The organism is Sphingorhabdus sp. YGSMI21 (assembly GCF_002776575.1).
Lineage (GTDB): Bacteria > Pseudomonadota > Alphaproteobacteria > Sphingomonadales > Sphingomonadaceae > Parasphingorhabdus.
This window is the reverse complement of the sequence record NZ_CP022548.1, coordinates 3430596-3448451: the sequence shown is the minus strand read 5'-3', so window position 1 is coordinate 3448451 and position 17856 is coordinate 3430596. Positions and strand designations below refer to the sequence as shown.

Annotated in this window: 17 protein-coding genes; 8 read left to right on the top strand and 9 right to left on the bottom strand. The window is 56.9% G+C overall.

The genetic code is table 11. The features are described from left to right. Position 1: 1 nt before the first annotated feature. Both CHN51_RS16555 and tyrS read right to left on the bottom strand, forming a co-directional pair. Entirely contained in the window at positions 2 to 286 is a 285-nt protein-coding gene (locus CHN51_RS16555; protein ID WP_164089258.1) for a PilZ domain-containing protein, read from the bottom strand. A gap of 131 nt (positions 287 to 417) precedes the next feature. Next, entirely contained in the window at positions 418 to 1647 is a 1230-nt protein-coding gene (gene tyrS / locus CHN51_RS16550; protein WP_100094999.1) for a tyrosine--tRNA ligase, read from the bottom strand. A 38-nt stretch (positions 1648 to 1685) separates the two neighbouring features. On the opposite strand from tyrS, the gene CHN51_RS16545 reads away from it, so the two are divergent. Genes CHN51_RS16545 through CHN51_RS16535 form a run of 3 tightly spaced genes read left to right on the top strand, consistent with a single transcriptional unit; the run spans position 1686 to position 3788 of the window. Continuing rightward, complete coding sequence (locus CHN51_RS16545; RefSeq protein WP_100094998.1) at positions 1686 to 2234, top strand: DOMON-like domain-containing protein; 549 nt, start codon at positions 1686 to 1688, stop codon at positions 2232 to 2234. Next, a complete protein-coding gene (locus CHN51_RS16540) occupies positions 2231 to 3427 on the top strand; it encodes a DUF1343 domain-containing protein (RefSeq protein ID WP_100094997.1) in 1197 nt (398 codons plus the stop codon). The genes CHN51_RS16545 and CHN51_RS16540 overlap by 4 nt, the downstream gene beginning before the upstream one ends. A 58-nt stretch (positions 3428 to 3485) precedes the next feature. Next, positions 3486 to 3788: a hypothetical protein gene (locus CHN51_RS16535; RefSeq protein WP_100094996.1), complete on the top strand. Its 303-nt coding sequence runs from the start codon at positions 3486 to 3488 to the stop codon at positions 3786 to 3788. A gap of 3 nt (positions 3789 to 3791) precedes the next feature. On the opposite strand, the gene CHN51_RS16530 is transcribed toward CHN51_RS16535, so the two are convergent. From CHN51_RS16530 to CHN51_RS16500, 7 genes are all read right to left on the bottom strand, one after another. Next, entirely contained in the window at positions 3792 to 4973 is a 1182-nt protein-coding gene (locus tag CHN51_RS16530) for a VWA domain-containing protein (RefSeq protein WP_100094995.1), read from the bottom strand. Positions 4974 to 4988: 15 nt separating this feature from the next. Further along, complete coding sequence (locus CHN51_RS16525) at positions 4989 to 5834, bottom strand: MoxR family ATPase (protein WP_100094994.1); 846 nt, start codon at positions 5832 to 5834, stop codon at positions 4989 to 4991. A gap of 106 nt (positions 5835 to 5940) precedes the next feature. Then, positions 5941 to 6576, bottom strand: coding sequence for a hypothetical protein (locus tag CHN51_RS16520; RefSeq protein ID WP_100094993.1), 636 nt, complete (start codon positions 6574 to 6576; stop codon positions 5941 to 5943). A gap of 166 nt (positions 6577 to 6742) precedes the next feature. Continuing rightward, positions 6743 to 8755, bottom strand: a complete 2013-nt coding sequence (rpoD, locus tag CHN51_RS16515) for an RNA polymerase sigma factor RpoD (RefSeq protein WP_100094992.1) — start codon at positions 8753 to 8755, stop codon at positions 6743 to 6745. A 24-nt stretch (positions 8756 to 8779) separates the two neighbouring features. Then, positions 8780 to 10648: a DNA primase gene (gene dnaG, locus CHN51_RS16510; RefSeq protein WP_100094991.1), complete on the bottom strand. Its 1869-nt coding sequence runs from the start codon at positions 10646 to 10648 to the stop codon at positions 8780 to 8782. Then, on the bottom strand, positions 10645 to 11001 hold the full coding sequence (locus CHN51_RS16505) for a GIY-YIG nuclease family protein (RefSeq protein WP_240616961.1): 357 nt from the start codon (positions 10999 to 11001) through the stop codon (positions 10645 to 10647). The genes dnaG and CHN51_RS16505 overlap by 4 nt, the downstream gene beginning before the upstream one ends. Positions 11002 to 11123: 122 nt before the next feature. After that, positions 11124 to 11576 carry a GatB/YqeY domain-containing protein gene (locus CHN51_RS16500; protein WP_100095713.1) on the bottom strand — a complete coding sequence of 151 codons (453 nt, stop codon included), beginning with the start codon at positions 11574 to 11576 and terminating at the stop codon, positions 11124 to 11126. A gap of 133 nt (positions 11577 to 11709) precedes the next feature. On the opposite strand from CHN51_RS16500, the gene carA reads away from it, so the two are divergent. From carA to carB, 5 genes are all read left to right on the top strand, one after another. Then, positions 11710 to 12912, top strand: a complete 1203-nt coding sequence (carA, locus tag CHN51_RS16495; RefSeq protein WP_100095712.1) for a glutamine-hydrolyzing carbamoyl-phosphate synthase small subunit — start codon at positions 11710 to 11712, stop codon at positions 12910 to 12912. Beyond that, the gene (locus tag CHN51_RS16490; RefSeq protein WP_100094989.1) at positions 12909 to 13325 is read left to right on the top strand and encodes a hypothetical protein; all 417 of its coding nucleotides are present in this window, start codon (positions 12909 to 12911) and stop codon (positions 13323 to 13325) included. The genes carA and CHN51_RS16490 overlap by 4 nt, the downstream gene beginning before the upstream one ends. 125 nt (positions 13326 to 13450) lie before the next feature. Then, the gene (locus CHN51_RS16485) at positions 13451 to 13828 is read left to right on the top strand and encodes a ribonuclease E inhibitor RraB (protein WP_100094988.1); all 378 of its coding nucleotides are present in this window, start codon (positions 13451 to 13453) and stop codon (positions 13826 to 13828) included. Then, positions 13828 to 14457 (top strand): hypothetical protein, encoded by a 630-nt coding sequence (locus CHN51_RS16480; protein WP_100094987.1) that lies wholly within the window; start codon positions 13828 to 13830, stop codon positions 14455 to 14457. Before CHN51_RS16485 ends, CHN51_RS16480 begins: the two co-directional genes overlap by 1 nt. Further along, the gene (gene carB / locus CHN51_RS16475) at positions 14457 to 17792 is read left to right on the top strand and encodes a carbamoyl-phosphate synthase large subunit (protein ID WP_100094986.1); all 3336 of its coding nucleotides are present in this window, start codon (positions 14457 to 14459) and stop codon (positions 17790 to 17792) included. Before CHN51_RS16480 ends, carB begins: the two co-directional genes overlap by 1 nt. The last annotated feature ends 64 nt before the right edge of the window (positions 17793 to 17856 follow it).

Genomic DNA, 17856 nt, shown 5'->3' with positions numbered 1-17856 from the left:
CCTAGTTGCTGTTTATTTTTTCCAGCATGGCGTAGAAATCCGGTTCCCGGATAACCCGCTCAAACTTGAAACCGTGGCGCCCTTGATGGGACCAGACCAGATAGGCTTCGATACGTCCCGCAACCGGTAGGCGAACGGTCACCCGGTCCCCCTTTTCCATGTCGATGGGATCGGCGAGCATCATGCCGTTTGCGGAAATATTGGCGATTCGCACCCGGATTTCCTGATTGGGATGAAATTCGCATATGGTCTCAAAATCGACCGAAAAACGCGTGGCACGACGCATATCTGAGGCTGTTTGAGGTGGTAGACCGGTCATTCGCAGCGAGCTCCGTATATGGTTCATCGCGACCATAACGGTTGATCAAGAATAAATGGTAAATGAGCGTGAGAGGGGCCGCTCATGTGCGCGCATGATCAGGCTCGGCGAAGCAACCCGTGCTTTTTCTTGCCGGCAGAAATTTTCCTGTCTTCACCTGTCACAGCAACCATCGATCCCGCATCCCGAACCGGCTCGTCGTCGATCCGGGCGCCACCGCCGGCAACCAGTCGCTTGGCTTCGCCCTTCGAAGCGCAAAAGCCGATACCGACAAGAGCGTCGAGAATTGAAATCTCGCCGCCCGTCACTTCGAAAACAGGCAAATCGTCGCCCGCGGTGCCTTGTTCGAAGGTCTGCTGCGCGGTCTTGGCGGCATCCGCTGCGGCGCTGTCCCCGTGTGCCATCGCGGTGGCGGCATCGGCCAGTATTTTCTTGGCTTCGTTGATTTCCGACCCTTGAAGCGTTTCCAGTCTCGCAATTTCTTCCAGATCGATGTCGGTGAACAATCGCATGAACTTGCCGACATCGCGATCATCTGTGTTGCGCCAGAACTGCCAGTAGTCATAGGGCGACAGGCGTTCGGCGTTCAGCCAGATCGCACCGTCGACGGATTTGCCCATTTTGGACCCGTCTGCTTTGGTGATCAGAGGGGTGGTGACTCCGAACAGTTCGGCGCCGTCTACCCGTCGACCAAGCTCGATCCCGTTGACGATATTGCCCCATTGATCGGACCCGCCAAGCTGCAATTGGCAACCATGCTGCCGCGACAATTCAAGAAAGTCGTAAGCCTGCAGGATCATATAGTTGAATTCGAGAAAGGTCAGCGGCTGTTCCCGCTCCAGCCGCAGTTTGACGGAATCAAAGGTCAGCATCCGGTTGATCGTGAAGTGCCGGCCGATATCGCGCAGGAACGGGATATATTCCAACTCGCCCAGCCAGTCATTATTGTTGACCATGATAGCATCGGTAGGACCGTCACCAAATGTCAAAAAATTCTCGAAACTGGTCCGGATTTTGGCAAAATTTGACGCAATCCCGTCATCATCCAGCAATTTTCGCATCTCATCCTTGCCGGAAGGATCGCCCACCTTGGTGGTGCCGCCGCCCATCAGGACGATCGGTTTGTGGCCTGCCTGCTGCAGCCGGCGGAGAAGCATGATTTGCACCAGATTGCCGACGTGCAGCGAATCTGCGGTAACATCAAATCCGATATAGCCGGGAATGATGCTCTTGGTGGCAAGTGAATCCAATGCCTCGGCATCGGTTAACTGGTGGATATAGCCGCGATCATTCAGTAGACGCAGCAGATCGGATTGATAATGGGTCATGGATTGGTGCGTTACATGGGGACAACGAAAGTCGCAATATGCGTTTGAACTTGCAAAGCCATCCGGTGACTCCGGTATCGGCGATTGATCAAATCACAGTTGAATGGTCGCTGTCGGAGACCGGCACGATCTGGCTGCGATATCATGCAGAGGGAAATGTCGAAGAAATCAGTCTGCCGGTTGATCTGGATCAGTCGCTCCGGGCGGATCATCTGTGGGAGAATACATGCTTCGAACTCTTCCTCGGCGAGCCGGGAGCCGAACAATATTGCGAGTTCAACTTTTCACCTTCGGGCAACTGGGCGGCCTATGGTTTCGACCGCTATCGCGAGGGGATGAGACCGCTTTCGGTGCCGAAAGCACCGGAGATATACATGGATTTCAGCGATACCCATGTGGCTATCGAGGCCATGTTGGGATTGCCCGATCTCTGGGTGGCGAAAGAACTTGATGCCGGCCTGGCGGCGGTTATCGAGATGCAGGACGGAGAAAAATCACTCTGGGCTTTGGCGCATCCCGCCGCTAGGCCGGATTTCCATCACCGGGATGGATTTACGCTCAAAATGGAGGCAGCGACAGATCGATGAAATTCGGAATAGACAGGCTGATCGAGGACGTCGACCTGCGCCGGCCTCTGGCAGGAAAGCGGGTCGCGCTGCTGGCCCATCCGGCTTCGGTAACACGCGACCTGGTGCACAGTCTGGATGCGTTGTCCGCGCTCGATGATATCAACCTGACGGCTGCCTTTGGCCCGCAACACGGCCTGCGCGGTGACAAGCAGGACAATATGATCGAGTCGCCCGATTTCAATGACCCGGTCCACGATATCCCGGTGTTCAGCCTCTATGGCGAAGTACGACGGCCGACCGGCCAGTCCATGGGCACATTCGATGTCGTACTGATCGACCTTCAGGATCTGGGGTGCCGGATCTACACGTTCATCACCACCCTGCGCTATATGCTGGAAGCTGCTGCCGAGCATGGCAAGGCGGTCTGGGTGCTGGACCGTCCCAATCCCGCCGGTAGACCGGTCGAGGGCACGCTGCTGGAAGACGGATGGGAAAGTTTCGTCGGGGCAGGGCCGATGCCGATGCGGCATGGACTTACCATGGGCGAAATGGGGCGCTGGATGATCAGCCATTTTGACCTCGATGTCGATTATCGGGTCATTAAAATGCAGGGCTGGCAACCCGAAGGCCCCGGCTATGGCTGGCCCGAGGACCGTATCTGGATCAATCCCAGTCCCAATGCGCCCAATGTCAATATGGCCCGTGCCTATGCAGGAACGGTGATGCTGGAGGGGACGATGCTCTCGGAAGGGCGGGGGACGACCAGGCCGCTGGAGCTTTTCGGCGCGCCGGATATCCAAGCGCGGCCGGTGATTGCGGAAATGCAGCGAATCGCACCGCAATGGCTCGAAGGCTGCCTTTTGCGGGAAATCTGGTTCGAACCGACCTTCCACAAGCATCAGGGCCAGCTGTGCAACGGCGTGCAGATCCATGCCGAGGGGCCAGGCTATGATCACGCCGCCTTCCGGCCTTGGCGATTGCAGGCTGTGGCGCTGAAGGCGATCGCGAATCTCCACGACGGATATGAATTGTGGCGCGATTTTCCCTACGAATATGAGAATGACAAGCTGGCGTTCGATGTGATCAATGGCGGGCCATCGTTGCGGGAGTGGATCGAGAATCGATCCTCGACGGCAGATGATCTGGACGCGATCGCGGTTCCGGATGAAAATTCCTGGGCCGCGATGTCGGAGGAATTTTGGCTCTACTGACTATGCTGCACTGCAACATATTTATTGCATTTGGTCTGTGATCTGGTAATCAGCCGCCATGTTACCGAGTAAAGAGTTTTTCGAAGGCGTCGCGCTCAAAAAATGCGTGGCCGCCACTTACAACAATACGGCCTTCAAGTTGGCGCCGCATATTCTCTATACGCGCCATGACGAAATGTATGTCGACGCCGTTCCGCTGGAAAAAGACGGGCAACCGCCGCGGGAGGTCAAGCTTGGAACCTTCAAGCTTTCCGGCCTGAAAGATGTGCGCGTGGAAGACCTGCATTTCGAAAAGTCGGACGTTTTTGAGCCGGCCGCCGAAAAATATGACGGAACGACCCTGCTCGCAATCGAGGGCTGAGCCTCATCCCTGTTTGCGGGTCAATTCTTTCATCGCATCGCTCAGGCCGTCGACCGTCAACGGATACATCCGGTCATTCATCAGTTCGCGGATGATCTTGACGCTTTGGGAATAGCCCCATTGCTTTTCCGGAACCGGGTTGAGCCAGGCCGCAGCAGGGTATGTGTTGGTCAGGCGCTGCATCCAGGTCACGCCGGCTTCCTCGTTGAAATGCTCGACCGAACCGCCCGGATGGGTGATTTCATAGGGGCTCATCGACGCGTCGCCGACGAAGATCAGCTTATAGTCATGACCATATTTGTGGAGCACATCCCAGGTGTTGGTGCGCTCGGAAAAGCGGCGGCGATTGTCTTTCCAGAGGCCTTCGTAAGGGCAGTTGTGGAAATAGAAAAATTCGAGATTCTTGAACTCGGTGGTCGCCGCGCTGAACAGCTCCTCGCATAGCTTGATAAACGGATCCATCGACCCGCCGACGTCGAGAAACAATAGCAGCTTCACCGCATTATGCCGTTCCGGGCGCATGTGAATGTCGAGCCAGCCCTGTTTGGCCGTGCCATTGATTGTCCGGTCGATATCGAGCTCGTCGGCAGCACCCTCGCGGGCAAATTTGCGCAGGCGCCGGAGCGCGACCTTGATATTGCGCGTACCGAGCAGCTTGGTGTTATCGAGATTCTGGAATTCGCGCTTGTCCCAGACCTTGATCGCCTTTTTCTGGCCGCCTTCACCGCCAATCCGGACGCCTTCTGGATTATAGCCGGAATTGCCGTAAGGCGAGGTGCCGCCGGTGCCGATCCATTTGTTGCCGCCCTCGTGGCGTTTCTGCTGTTCCTCGAGCCGCTCTTTCAGCGTTTCCATGATCTCGTCCCAGCTGCCGAGCGACTTGATCTTTTCCATTTCCTCTTCGGAGAGATATTTCTCGGCAACCGCTTTCAGCCAGTCGAGCGGGATATCCTCTTCTTCCGTGCCGTAGGAGGTTTCGATGCCTTTGAAGACCTTTGAAAAAACCTGATCGAAACGGTCGAGCAAGCCTTCGTCTTTCACGAAGGTTGCGCGGGAGAGATAATAGAATTCCTCCGGACTACGCTGGATAACGTCCTTTTCGAGCGCCTCGAGCAGCACCAGATGTTCCTTGAGCGACGCCGAAATCCCGGCGGCCCTGAGTTCGTCCATGAAATTAAAGAACATCGTGTCTGCCTTTGCCTAGCGCGCTTCGCGTTTCGCCATGAAGGCCAGGCGTTCGAACAGCATCACGTCCTGTTCGTTCTTGAGCAACGCACCGTGCAGGGGCGGGATCGCCTTGCTGCTGTCGTTCGATTGCAGCGCTTCGAGCGGCATGTCCTCGTTGAGGATCAGCTTCAGCCAATCGAGCAATTCGCTGGTGCTAGGCTTTTTCTTGAGGCCCGGGACGTCGCGGACATCGTAGAAAATATCCATCGCCTTCTTGACCAATATGCCCTGAATGTCGGGGAAATGGACGTTGATGATATCCTGCATCGTCTCGCGATCCGGGAATTTGATATAGTGGAAGAAACAGCGGCGCAGGAAGGCGTCGGGCAGTTCCTTCTCGTTGTTCGAAGTGATGATTACGATCGGACGTTCCGTCGCCTTGACCGTTTCCTTGGTCTCGTAAACGTGGAATTCCATGCGATCGAGTTCCTGCAACAGGTCGTTCGGAAACTCGATATCGGCCTTGTCGATTTCGTCGATCAGCAGCACGGGCAGTTCGGGGGCAGTGAAGGCCTCCCACAGCTTGCCCTTGCGGATATAGTTGGAAATATCATGGACCCGCTCGTCGCCCAGCTGGCCGTCGCGAAGCCGCGCAACCGCATCATATTCGTAAAGACCCTGATGCGCCTTGGTGGTGGATTTGACATTCCATTCGATCAGCGGCGTGCCCATCGCCTTGGCGATTTCATAGGCCAGTACCGTCTTGCCGGTGCCCGGTTCACCCTTGACCAGCAGAGGGCGGCGGAGGGTCATGGCAGCATTGACAGCAACCTTCAGATCATCGGTTGCAACATAGTCTTTGGTACCGTCAAAACGCATGATTTTCTATTCCTTGCCGTGAACGTCAAAGCAAAGGCGATAGGGAAAACTCCCCTTCCAGGCAAGTTAATCATTTAGTTAATTTTTGCGGAAACCGCCGCCAGGTTTATCGGGAAAGCCGCATGTTCCGGCGCGCTTCCAGAAGTTGCCACAGCCCGCGATGCTGGTTGAGCAATTGCTCGGCCCCGAAATTGAGGGCTCTTTCCAGGGCAGGGGTGTCCGCCAGCAGGCTGTTAAGCTCGGTGGTCGCCGCAACGCTCGGCAAGATCGACGCGCGCGCTTCTACTCCGACGCGCAAGGCGATCTGTTCCAGTATATTTCGGACGCAATGCCAGTCGGCAACCAGTGCGATGGCAGCGCCGATCGCGCATCCCGCGCGTTCCGACTGGGACAGCATTTCCAGCGCCTTGCGTTGACCCAGAACTGCGGCGTTGCTCTGGTCATCCAGGCTGACGCCCGAAATCGGGCCGGCAGCTACGGTCAGTTTGGTCAGAAAGGCGCGTTCGGCGGCAAAGCCGTCGGTCGCCTGGATCAGCCATTCCCGTGCGGCATCATCAACGGTCTTGGTCGCCGCATGATCGATTACGCCCGGATGCCGTCCGTGCAAAACGCACAGGAAATGCACGATATCGGCGATATCAGCCCCCGACAGCACGGAAAAATCCTCCAAGACAAGCTGTACATAAGGCGCTGAATCGCTGCCAAAACTAACGAATTGCCCGGCGAACCCTGGCTCTGTCATCAATTGTGCATTTTGTCCTAGCATCGCGTTTCCGATATCCGAATAAGGTTGCGAAAATGCGTTGAGCACCCTCGTCAGTCTTCGAATATAACAACGATACCTAAAGAGTAGGTTTACCGGCTGTTAGGGATTTGCAAACCATAGCAGCCGGTTCCTGTCTCCAATATTACTGATCGAGAAAACTGCGCATCTTGCGGCTGCGGCTGGGGTGCTTGAGCTTGCGCAAGGCCTTGGCTTCGATCTGCCGGATACGCTCGCGAGTCACGCTGAACTGCTGGCCGACTTCCTCGAGCGTGTGATCGGTGTTCATACCGATCCCGAAGCGCATACGCAGCACGCGCTCTTCGCGGGGAGTCAGGCTGGCCAATACGCGAGTCACGGTTTCCTTCAGATTGGCCTGTATAGCGGCGTCCACCGGAATGATCGCATTCTTGTCCTCGATGAAATCACCCAGGTGCGAATCTTCTTCATCACCGATCGGCGTTTCAAGCGAAATCGGCTCCTTGGCGATTTTCATCACCTTGCGCACTTTTTCGAGCGGCATGGAAAGGCGTTCGGCCATTTCCTCCGGTGTCGGTTCGCGGCCCTGTTCGTGCAGGAACTGGCGGCTGGTGCGAACCAGCTTGTTAATCGTTTCGATCATATGGACCGGAATACGGATGGTCCGCGCCTGATCGGCAATAGACCGCGTGATCGCCTGGCGAATCCACCATGTCGCGTAAGTGCTGAACTTGTAGCCGCGGCGATATTCGAACTTGTCGACCGCTTTCATCAGGCCGATATTGCCTTCCTGAATCAGATCGAGAAATTGCAGGCCGCGGTTGGTATATTTCTTGGCGATCGAGATCACCAGACGGAGATTGGCCTCGACCATTTCCTTCTTGGCGATACGCGCTTCGCGCTCGCCCTTCTGGACCATGTTGACGATCCGGCGGAATTCGACCAGCGAGGTGCCGGTGGCATTGGCAATATCGGAGATTTCCGCCCGGATGCGATCAACCGCATCGGCTTCCTTCTCGACAAAAGCCGCCCATTTCTTGTCGACTTTTGCCATGCTGGACAGCCAGTTGTCGTCCAGTTCGTTGCCGACATAGCTTTCCAGAAAGGCGCGACGCGGAACCTTGTGGCGCTCGGCAAGACGGAGCATCTGTCCACCAAGCGTGGTCAGGCGCCGGTTGAACGAGTAAAGCTGGTCGACCAGAAACTCGATTTTATTGGCATGAAACTGCACGCTTTCGACCAAAGCGGTCAGTTCTTCGCGCAAATCGTGATATTTTTTCTCCGAAGCTGCCGGGAATTCCTTGCCCGCCGCCAGCGATTCCAGCCGGGTCGTCTGCAATTTGGAGAATTTCTTGAACACCGAGGTGATCAGCGCGAATTTTTCCAGCGCGTCGGGTTTCAGCGCTTCTTCCATCTGCGCGAGGGAAAGGGTGTTGTCTTCCTCTTCCTCTTCGACCACCCGCTTGGTGCGGCGTTCGGTCAGCTCGGCTTCATCATCATCTTCGCCATCGGCCGATTCTTCATCCTCGACCTCGTCATCATCCTTGAACGAGGGTCCGGCGGTTTTCTCGCTGATTTCGCCATCATCATCGTCTTCAGCCTCTTCCAGATTTTCCGGAACAGGATCCTTGGAGAGCATAGCGTCGAGATCGAGAATTTCGCGCAGCTGCATTTCGCCGTCGTTGAGGGCCGTCGACCATTCGATGATCGCGTTGAACGTGGTCGGGCTTTCGCAAAGGCCCCAGATCATCGTGTCGCGGCCGGCCTCGATACGCTTGGCGATGGCAATCTCGCCCTCGCGGCTGAGCAGTTCAACCGCGCCCATTTCGCGCAGATACATGCGAACGGGATCGTCGGTGCGGTCACCGGTCGCCTTTTTCGGAGCGGCAGCAGCGGATTTCTTGTCCTTGTCCTTGCCGTCGATGGATTCGACTTCTTCGCCGGCCATTTCCTCGGCGGCTTCCTCGTCATTCTCGACAATCCGGACACCCATTTCGGAAATCGCGGACATGACGTCCTCGATCTGCTCGTTCTGGTCCTGGGGCAGGGCTTCGTTCAGCTCGTCAATCGTCAGATAGCCGCGCTTCTTACCTTGAGCGATCAATTTCTTGATGGCGCTATCGTTGAGATCAATCAACGGTTCGTCTTCGGCTTTGGTGTGTTTTGCTTTACTTGCCAATGGCTCAGGCCCCTAATTTAAAAACTATATTGCGTCGTCGATCTGGGTCAGTTCGACCAACCGCTCGTGAAATAACTGTTTCGCTTTGCGAAGGCGTTGCTGTTCGGCATAACTTTCTTCCGTAAGATCATCCTGCACCCGCCGCGTTGCCTCCGCGAGAGCCGCTTCCAGTCCGGGACGCGCCGTCACCACTTTTATCGCTTCCGCCAAGTCCCGATGCGCCCGTTCGATCAATAGCGAAGGGGCATCGTCTGGCAGTTTGCGGTTGAAAGTGAAATTCAGCGCATCGGCCCGTAACAGCCCTTTTGCGACATTATAACAATCTGTCTTCTCCAATATGGTAAGAAGGCCCTGCATATCAAGCGTTTCTTTGCGCATCGCGACATTGATCAGTTCACCGAGCAGCAACTGCATCTGCGAATCGGCCAGCCGGATCGCGCTGAGCTCCTCGAAATGGCTGGAAATCCGGCACGGATGCCGGATCAGGCCGCCCAATATGCCTTTCGCAATCTGCAGGTCATAGCCTTCGATCAGGAAGGATTTTGTATCATCCGTCGGCTTGTAGGAGACAAATTTCGACGGGAACTTGCGGTTCGAATTTTGCGGGCGCCGGCCTTCGGAACGATTGTCCGTCCGGGCAAAAAAGGTCGACTGGTAGCGTTCGTTGAATACTTGCCGGTAATGCTGGGCGATATCCTGATCGGCGATATCGCGGACATGGTCAAACAGCCGTTTCTTGAGACCCGCCTTGGTTTCGGGCGAGTTGAGCGGTTCTGCGTCATATTCGACTTGCCAGATCTTCTCGTCGAGCATCTGCGGCCTGGCGATCACGGCAGCAAAGGCATGGGCACCCTCGGCCCGGATCAGATCGTCGGGATCCTGTCCTGCGGGCAGCGAAATGAAATTCAGGCTGTGCGATGGGCGTAAGATGGGCAGGGCGCGCACGGCTGCGCGCATCGCCGCTTTCTGACCCGCATTATCGCCGTCAAAGCAGAGGATCGGGGCCTCGACCATCTTCCAGATCCGCTCGATCTGATGCTCGGTCAGCGCCGTGCCGAGCGGCGCGACGACATCCTTGAAGCCGGCCTGAGCCAGTGCAATCGCATCCATATAGCCTTCGACCACCAATATCCGGCCGGTCTGGCGAGAGGCCGGCGAAGCCTTGTCCAGATTGTAAAGCGTCCGGCCCTTGTCAAACAAAGGCGTGTCGGGGCTATTGAGATATTTCGGCTCGCCATCGCCCAATATCCGCCCGCCAAAAGCAATGACCCGGCCGCGCGGATCGCGGATCGGGATCATCAGGCGACCGCGGAATCGGTCATAGGGATCCTTGTCATCAACCTTGATCAGCAGGCCCGCCTCGACCAGCCGGTCCACGCCATGTTTCGACAGGGCGTCCTTGAGCCGTCCGCGCGAATTGGGGGCAAAGCCGAAGCCGAATTCGCGGATCGTGCTCTCCGATATGCCACGGTTCTTCAGATAGTCCCGCGCCGCCGCGCCCTCGGTGCTGTTGAAACGCTCGACAAACCAGTCCTGCGCTGCCGCCATCACGTCATGCAGCGTCGCTCGGACCTCCTGCCGCTGCGCCGCGCGCGGGTCGGGGGCAGGGACTTCCATCTGCGCTTCGGCGGCGAGATCCTTGACCGCGTCCATGAAGCCCAGCCCGCGCTGCTCGGTCATCCAACTGATCGCATCGCCATGGGCGCCGCAACCGAAACAATGATAAAAGCCCTTTTCGTCGTTGATCGTGAAGCTGGGCGATTTCTCGTTATGGAACGGGCAGCAGGCCTTATATTCGCGACCCGCCTTCTGGATTTTGACCGTGCGCCCGATCAGCGTCGACAGCGTGACACGCGAGCGCAGTTCTTCCAGCCATTGCGGGGTGAGGGTCATTCTGCAGTCTCGGTGTCTCGACTACGCTCGACACGAACGGTGTTTTGGGCGCTGGCCTCTCCGTTCGTGTCGAGCGAAGTCGAGAGACGTTCTGTCGGAGGCTTCGCAAAATAGGACAATTTCTTCCAGTCACCTGCAATGAGAGCGCGCTTTTTGGCCTGGGACCATTTCTTGACGGTGAGTTCGGCCGATAAAGCCTCTTCTCGAGTCGGGAAGGTCTCGGACCAAACCAATTCTACAGGTCGTCGCTGGCTCGTAAACTTACAATATCCACCGCTGCTATGTTCAGCTATCCGGCGCTCCAAATCATCCGTGTGACCGGTGTAGAACTTACCGTCTGCACATAGCAGCATGTAGGTCCAAAAGGCCAATTACGCGCCTCCCGGGTGTCTCGACTTCGCTCGACACGAACGGACTACAGTCGCTCGATACAAACAGACTGGAGTTGCTCGACACAAACGGGTTGTCCTCCGTGTCACGAAAGCGCCGCCTTCACCAGCGCGCTGGCTTTGCTCATGTCGATTTCGGTGCCGTGGCGCTTTTTCAGTTCGCCCATCACGCGGCCCATGTCTTTCATGCTGTCGGCGCCGAGTTCGGTCTTGATGCCGGCGATCAGCGCAGCGGTTTCTTCCTCGCTCAGTTGTGCGGGGAGGAATTCCTCGATCACGGCCAGTTCCTGTTTCTCGGCGGCGGCGAGTTCGGTGCGGCCGCCGCTTTCGAACATGGCGATCGATTCGCGGCGTTGCTTGGCCATTTTCTGCAGGACATCGGTGACCATCGCGTCATCGTCCACTGCGGCATCCTTGGTGCGCAGTTCGATGTCCTTGTCCTTGATCTTCGCCAATATGCTGCGGGTCGCGGCGGTGCGATCCTTGTCACCGGCCTTCATGGCGGCAATTTGCGCGGCTTTCACGGTCTCGCGAATCATGGCGTCCCTCATATTTTTGGAATAAGCGACCACCATAGCGGGAACATAATATTTTTCATAGATTGTGACGCCAGAAATCTGGCCCTAGGTCCCATGAAATTTTGCGCCTATGACGGACCCAAAGGAACAGCCCATGACCCATGCCCATAATCCCGCCGCTCCCGAGGGTGCAACAGGGATATTGGTATTGGCCGATGGCACGATCATCTGGGGCAGGGGCTTTGGCGCGACCGGCTCTGCGGTCGGTGAAGTCTGCTTCAACACCGCGATGACCGGCTATCAGGAAGTGATGACCGACCCCAGCTATGCCGGGCAGATCGTGACCTTCACCTTTCCCCATATCGGCAATGTCGGCACCAACGAGGATGATGTCGAGGCGGACAATCCGCATGCCCTGGGCTGTATCGTCCGCGAGGATATTACCGCGCCGTCCAATTTCCGCGACCAGAAGCCGTTTGACCAGTGGATGGCAGAACAGGGCCGGATCGGAATTTCCGGTGTCGATACAAGGGCTTTGACCCGGCGGATCCGGGAAGCCGGCGCGCCCAATGCGGTGATCGCTTATGATCCCGATGGCAAGTTCGATATCGACGAACTGCTCGCCAAGGCGCGGGCCTGGCCGGGGCTGGAAGGCCTGGATCTGGCGAAGGAAGTGACCGGGCACCAGACGCATTTGTGGGACAAGGGCGGAGCGTGGCGGCTGGGTCACGGCTATGCGCCACTGGAAGACTTGGAAGCATCTTCGTCTCGTCCGCATGTGGTGGCGATTGATTATGGTGCAAAGCGGAATATCTTCAGAAACCTTGTGAAGGCTGGCGCAAAAGTCACTGTAGTTCCTGCTGAAACTTCTATTGATGAAATCATGGCGTTGAAGCCTGCCGGCGTGTTTCTGTCCAACGGTCCCGGCGATCCGGCGGCGACCGGTTCCTATGCGGTTCCGGTGATCCAGAAGCTACTGGAAGCGGATATGCCCCTGTTCGGCATCTGCCTTGGCCACCAGATGCTCGCGCTCGCTGCGGGCGCCAAGACGGTCAAGATGCACCAGGGTCATCGTGGCGCCAATCATCCGGTGCAGCGGATCGGCGGCGGCTGGGCCGAGACCGAGGGGCTGGTCGAGATCACCAGCATGAACCACGGTTTTGCGGTGGACAGCGAAACGCTGCCCGACACTATTCACGAAACCCACAAGAGCCTGTTCGACGGCAGCAATTGCGGCATCGAGATCATCGGCAAGCGCGCATTCGGCGTGCAATATCACCCCGAAGCCAGCCCGGGCCCGCAGGACAGTTTCTATCTGTTCGAGAAATTTGTCGGGGGGCTGGGAGCACATTCATGATGTTGATATCAACCATTCTGCTTCTTGCGGCACCAGCAGGGATCGAAACGCAGTCTGTTTCAGGCTGGCAGATTGCCTGTGAGAATGAATCTGGTCTGGAAGACGGACTTTATGATCGTTGCAAAATGACGAAATCGGACAACGGCCTGCAGATCTCGGTTGTGAGAGACTTTGCGGGAGCGGAGTTTAGCGTCGACGTGAAGGGGTGCAAGCCGAAGACAGCAGTCCCGCCAGCCACCAGAACTGCGGCTCAGCTCGAAGGAGAAGGGGCTTTGAAAATGTTTCAGGGGGGCGTGATCGAAAATGTCATTATGAACTCTAAAGCCTGCAAAAAGCCTCCGCGCCTCATTGCGATCAACGTCGCCGAGGTGGCAGATGTTCTCGCCGCCACGAGCAATTTGAGGAGTAAATAGCTCTCCATGGTCAACGCAATCAGAATTTATTCGATCGTCAATGGCGTGCAATATCACCCCGAAGCCAGCCCCGGCCCGCAGGACAGTTTCTATCTGTTCGAGAAATTTGTGGGGGGCTTGAGCTAATGAGCAGCCCAATTGATCCTGCGCATCTTGCCGAAGAATGGGCAATTGATGACGAAATATTGCAAAATATGGCAAATGGCGGCGATTTGTCGCATGTTGTGCGCGAAATTAACGTGCAATTTGTCGGTGCGGTTGCCGATCTCAACAAGCTGAAGAATGACGCGGCCAAATGGGGCTTTCGCTCGGCTCTGGTCTCCAACGAGGATGACGAGTGGGTGATCGAGCTGCAGATTGACCTCGACACGAAGCGCGAAACGATCCGCGAACTGACCCGCAAATGCCTCGAGATCGAGAGCGAATATGACATCGACCATGATGGATGGGGCTGCTTTGCGTGTAATGAGAATGGCGAGATTTCTGATGAGAATCCGGCGTGATGGCTGTAGTCGAAAAACCTTCCCCGCATCTACAGTATCAATCGTTGCTAATAAATATTAGAGCTAGATACGAAATAATAAACAACCTGCATCCAGATGCTAATTCCGATTTTGCGGTTCTCGAAACTAGCGCTTTTCATATGCGAAAATCCATAGAGGGTGTAGCATTCAGTTGTTTAGTAGCGTTGGATAACGGTTTAAAGCAAATTCCGAAAGATGCTCGTGGTCAATGGAATGCCGATAAAATATTTGCTAAGCTATCGAAGCAAAAAGAGTTGGTTTTTCCAGAATCATTCAAAAGAGAGACGCCACCTGAAGGCAGTGATCCTCGAGTTTCACATTACATAGTGAAAAGGCCGGAAATAAATCTAACGGTTGATGATGTGCGGGCGATTTATCGCCGGTCGCACAAGTGGCTTCATGAATGGAACCCATATGTAGAGAGCCTTGGTCGGGATTTTGAGAAAAGCAAAGCTGAACTCTTGTCTGACCTTCCCAAGATATGGGATTGGCTACTTCAACACTTAATTGGAATCGGAGGCAAAGTCTTTCTTGGCCTTCTTAAAGACGGTCCGAACGAAGAAGTTCGCGTCGTAGCGGCCGAAAGCGCCAACTTGGATGAATATTAATGCCCAAAAGAACTGACATAAAATCCATCCTCATCATTGGCGCTGGCCCGATCATTATCGGCCAGGCCTGCGAGTTTGATTACTCCGGCACACAGGCGTGCAAGGCGCTGAAGGAGGAGGGGTACCGGATCATCCTGGTCAATTCCAACCCGGCGACGATCATGACCGATCCGGAAATGGCGGATGCAACCTATATCGAGCCGATCACGCCGGAAATTGTCGAGAAGATCATCGAAAAGGAACGGCCGGACGCGATCCTGCCGACCATGGGCGGGCAGACGGCGCTGAATACGGCGCTCTCGCTCAACAAGATGGGCGTGCTGGAGAAATATGGCGTCGAGATGATCGGCGCGGATGCCGAGGCGATCGACAAGGCCGAGGACCGCGAGAAGTTCAAGGCGGCGATGGACAAGATCGGTCTGGAAAGCCCGCGCAGCGCGGTCGCGCACAGCGAAGAACAGGCAATGGAAATTCTCGAGGATATCGGTCTGCCGGCGATCATGCGGCCGAGCTTCACCATGGGCGGAACCGGCGGCGGCGTGGCCTATAACCGCGAGGAATTCGTCCATTTTGTGAAGACATCGCTGGAAGCCTCGCCGACCAACGAGGTGCTGATCGATGAAAGCCTGATCGGCTGGAAAGAATATGAGATGGAGGTCGTCCGCGACCGGGCCGATAATTGCATCATCATCTGCTCGATCGAGAATGTCGATCCGATGGGCGTGCACACCGGCGACAGCATCACCGTGGCCCCCGCGCTGACCCTGACCGACAAGGAATATCAGATCATGCGCAACGCCAGCATCGCGGTGCTGCGTGAAATCGGCGTGGAAACCGGCGGTTCCAACGTGCAGTTCGCGGTCAATCCGAAGGACGGCCGGCTGGTGGTTATCGAGATGAACCCGCGCGTGTCGCGGTCCTCGGCACTGGCGTCCAAGGCGACCGGCTTCCCGATTGCTAGCGTCGCGGCGAAACTGGCGGTCGGCTATACGCTCGACGAGATCGACAATGACATTACCGGCGCGACCCCCGCGTCCTTCGAACCGACGATCGACTATATCGTCACCAAGATCCCGCGCTTTGCCTTTGAAAAGTTCAAGGGCGCGGAGCCTTTGCTGTCCACCGCGATGAAGTCGGTAGGCGAAGTCATGGCGATTGGCCGTAATATCCATGAATCGATGCAGAAAGCGCTGCGCGGTCTGGAAACCGGTCTCGACGGCTTCAACCGGGTGCAGGAACTGATCGGCGCGCCGCGGGAAGATATCGCCGCGGCACTGGCGCGGGCCACGCCGGATCGCCTTCTCGTCGCCGCCCAGGCGATGCGCGAAGGTTTCTCCAACCAGGAGATCCACGATATCGCCGGTTTCGATCCGTGGTTCCTGTCGCGGATCCGCGAAATCGTCGATGCCGAGCAGGCGATCATGGACAATGGTCTGCCCAACGACGCGCAGGGTTTGCGCAAGCTGAAATCCATGGGCTTTTCCGACGAGCGGCTGGCCAAGCTGGCGATCGATTCGGTTCATGTCGCCGGTGGCACCGGACGCGCGGTCGCCGAAGGCCACGGGCTGGTCCACGACGCGCTGGCCGCCATGGCCGGCGCGACGACCGAAGCCGAAGTGCGGGCCTTGCGCCACAGGCTGGGCGTGCGGCCGGTGTTCAAGCGGATCGATACCTGCGCGGCGGAATTCGAAGCCAAGACGCCCTATATGTATTCGACCTACGAAGCGCCGATTTTCGGGGAACCGGAATGCGAGGCGCAACCGTCGGATCGCAAGAAGATCGTCATCCTCGGCGGCGGTCCGAACCGGATCGGGCAGGGGATCGAGTTTGACTATTGCTGCTGCCACGCCTGTTTCGCGCTGTCCGACGCGGGCTTCGAGACGATCATGGTCAACTGCAACCCGGAAACCGTTTCGACCGACTATGACACGTCCGACCGGCTCTATTTCGAGCCGCTGACCGCCGAGGATGTGCTGGAAATCCTGCACGTCGAGCAACAGTCGGGCGAACTGGTTGGCGTGGTCGTGCAATTTGGCGGACAGACGCCGCTGAAACTGGCGCAGGCGCTGGAAGACGCGGGCATTCCGATCCTCGGGACCTCGCCGGATGCGATTGATCTGGCCGAAGACCGCGAACGCTTTGCCAAGCTGGTCAACAAGCTGAAGCTGAAACAGCCGGAAAACGGTATGGCCCGGACCCGCGACGAAGCGGTGAAGATTGCCGAGCGCATCGGCTATCCGGTGCTGATCCGGCCAAGCTTCGTGCTGGGTGGCCGGGCGATGGAAATCGTCGATGGTCCCGCGCAGCTGGAAGATTATATCAACACCGCGGTGCAGGTGTCGGGGGATCAGCCGGTGCTGGTCGACCAGTATCTGCGCGATGCGATCGAGGTCGATGTCGATGCGATCTGCGATGGTGACCAGGTGGTGGTCTGCGGCGTGCTGCAACATATTGAAGAGGCCGGCGTGCATTCGGGTGACAGTGCCTGCACGATCCCGCCTTACAGCCTGCCCGACGATATTATCGCCGAAATGGAACGGCAAACCGAGGCCCTGGCTTTCGGCCTGAAGGTTCGCGGCCTGATGAACATCCAGTTCGCGGTCAAGGATGGCGAAGTCTATCTGATCGAGGTCAATCCCCGCGCCAGCCGGACCGTGCCCTTTGTCGCCAAGGCGATCGGCGTGCCGATTGCCAAGATCGCCTCGCGCGTCATGGCGGGAGAGAAATTGAAGGACCTGCCGAAGATCAACCGGCATATCGACTATATCGCGGTCAAGGAGGCGGTCTTCCCGTTCAACCGTTTCCCCGGCATCGATCCGGTGCTGTCGCCGGAAATGAAGTCAACCGGCGAAGTCATGGGCATCGACCAGAGCTTCCCGATTGCCTTTGCCAAGTCGCAGCTCGGCGCCAATACGCGGCTGCCCGATAGCGGCACGATCTTCATCTCGGTCAAGGAAACTGACAAGAAGGTGATCGAACCGGCGGCGCGTCTGGCCGAGAAGCTGGGCTTCAAGCTGATCGCAACGTCGGGAACAGCTGCCTATCTGACGGAACGCGGCATCACGGTGGAAAAGGTCAACAAGGTTGCCGAAGGCCGACCGCATATTGTCGACCGGATCAAGGACGGGGATATCAACCTGATCTTCAACACCACCGAAGGCTGGCAGTCGACCAAGGATTCCAAATCGATCCGGGCGGCGGCGCTGGTTGGCAAGATTCCGATCTATACAACCGCAACCGCGAGCAACGCCGTGATGCAGGCGATTGAGGCCTTGCGCGATCAGACTCTTGAAGTTCGCGCGCTTCAGTCCTATTATAAGGCTTCGCAGACTTAATTTTCCGACATTTTGTCACACTGCGGGCGCTCTTCCAGAGAGGGGCGCCGGAAAACTGTTTTTG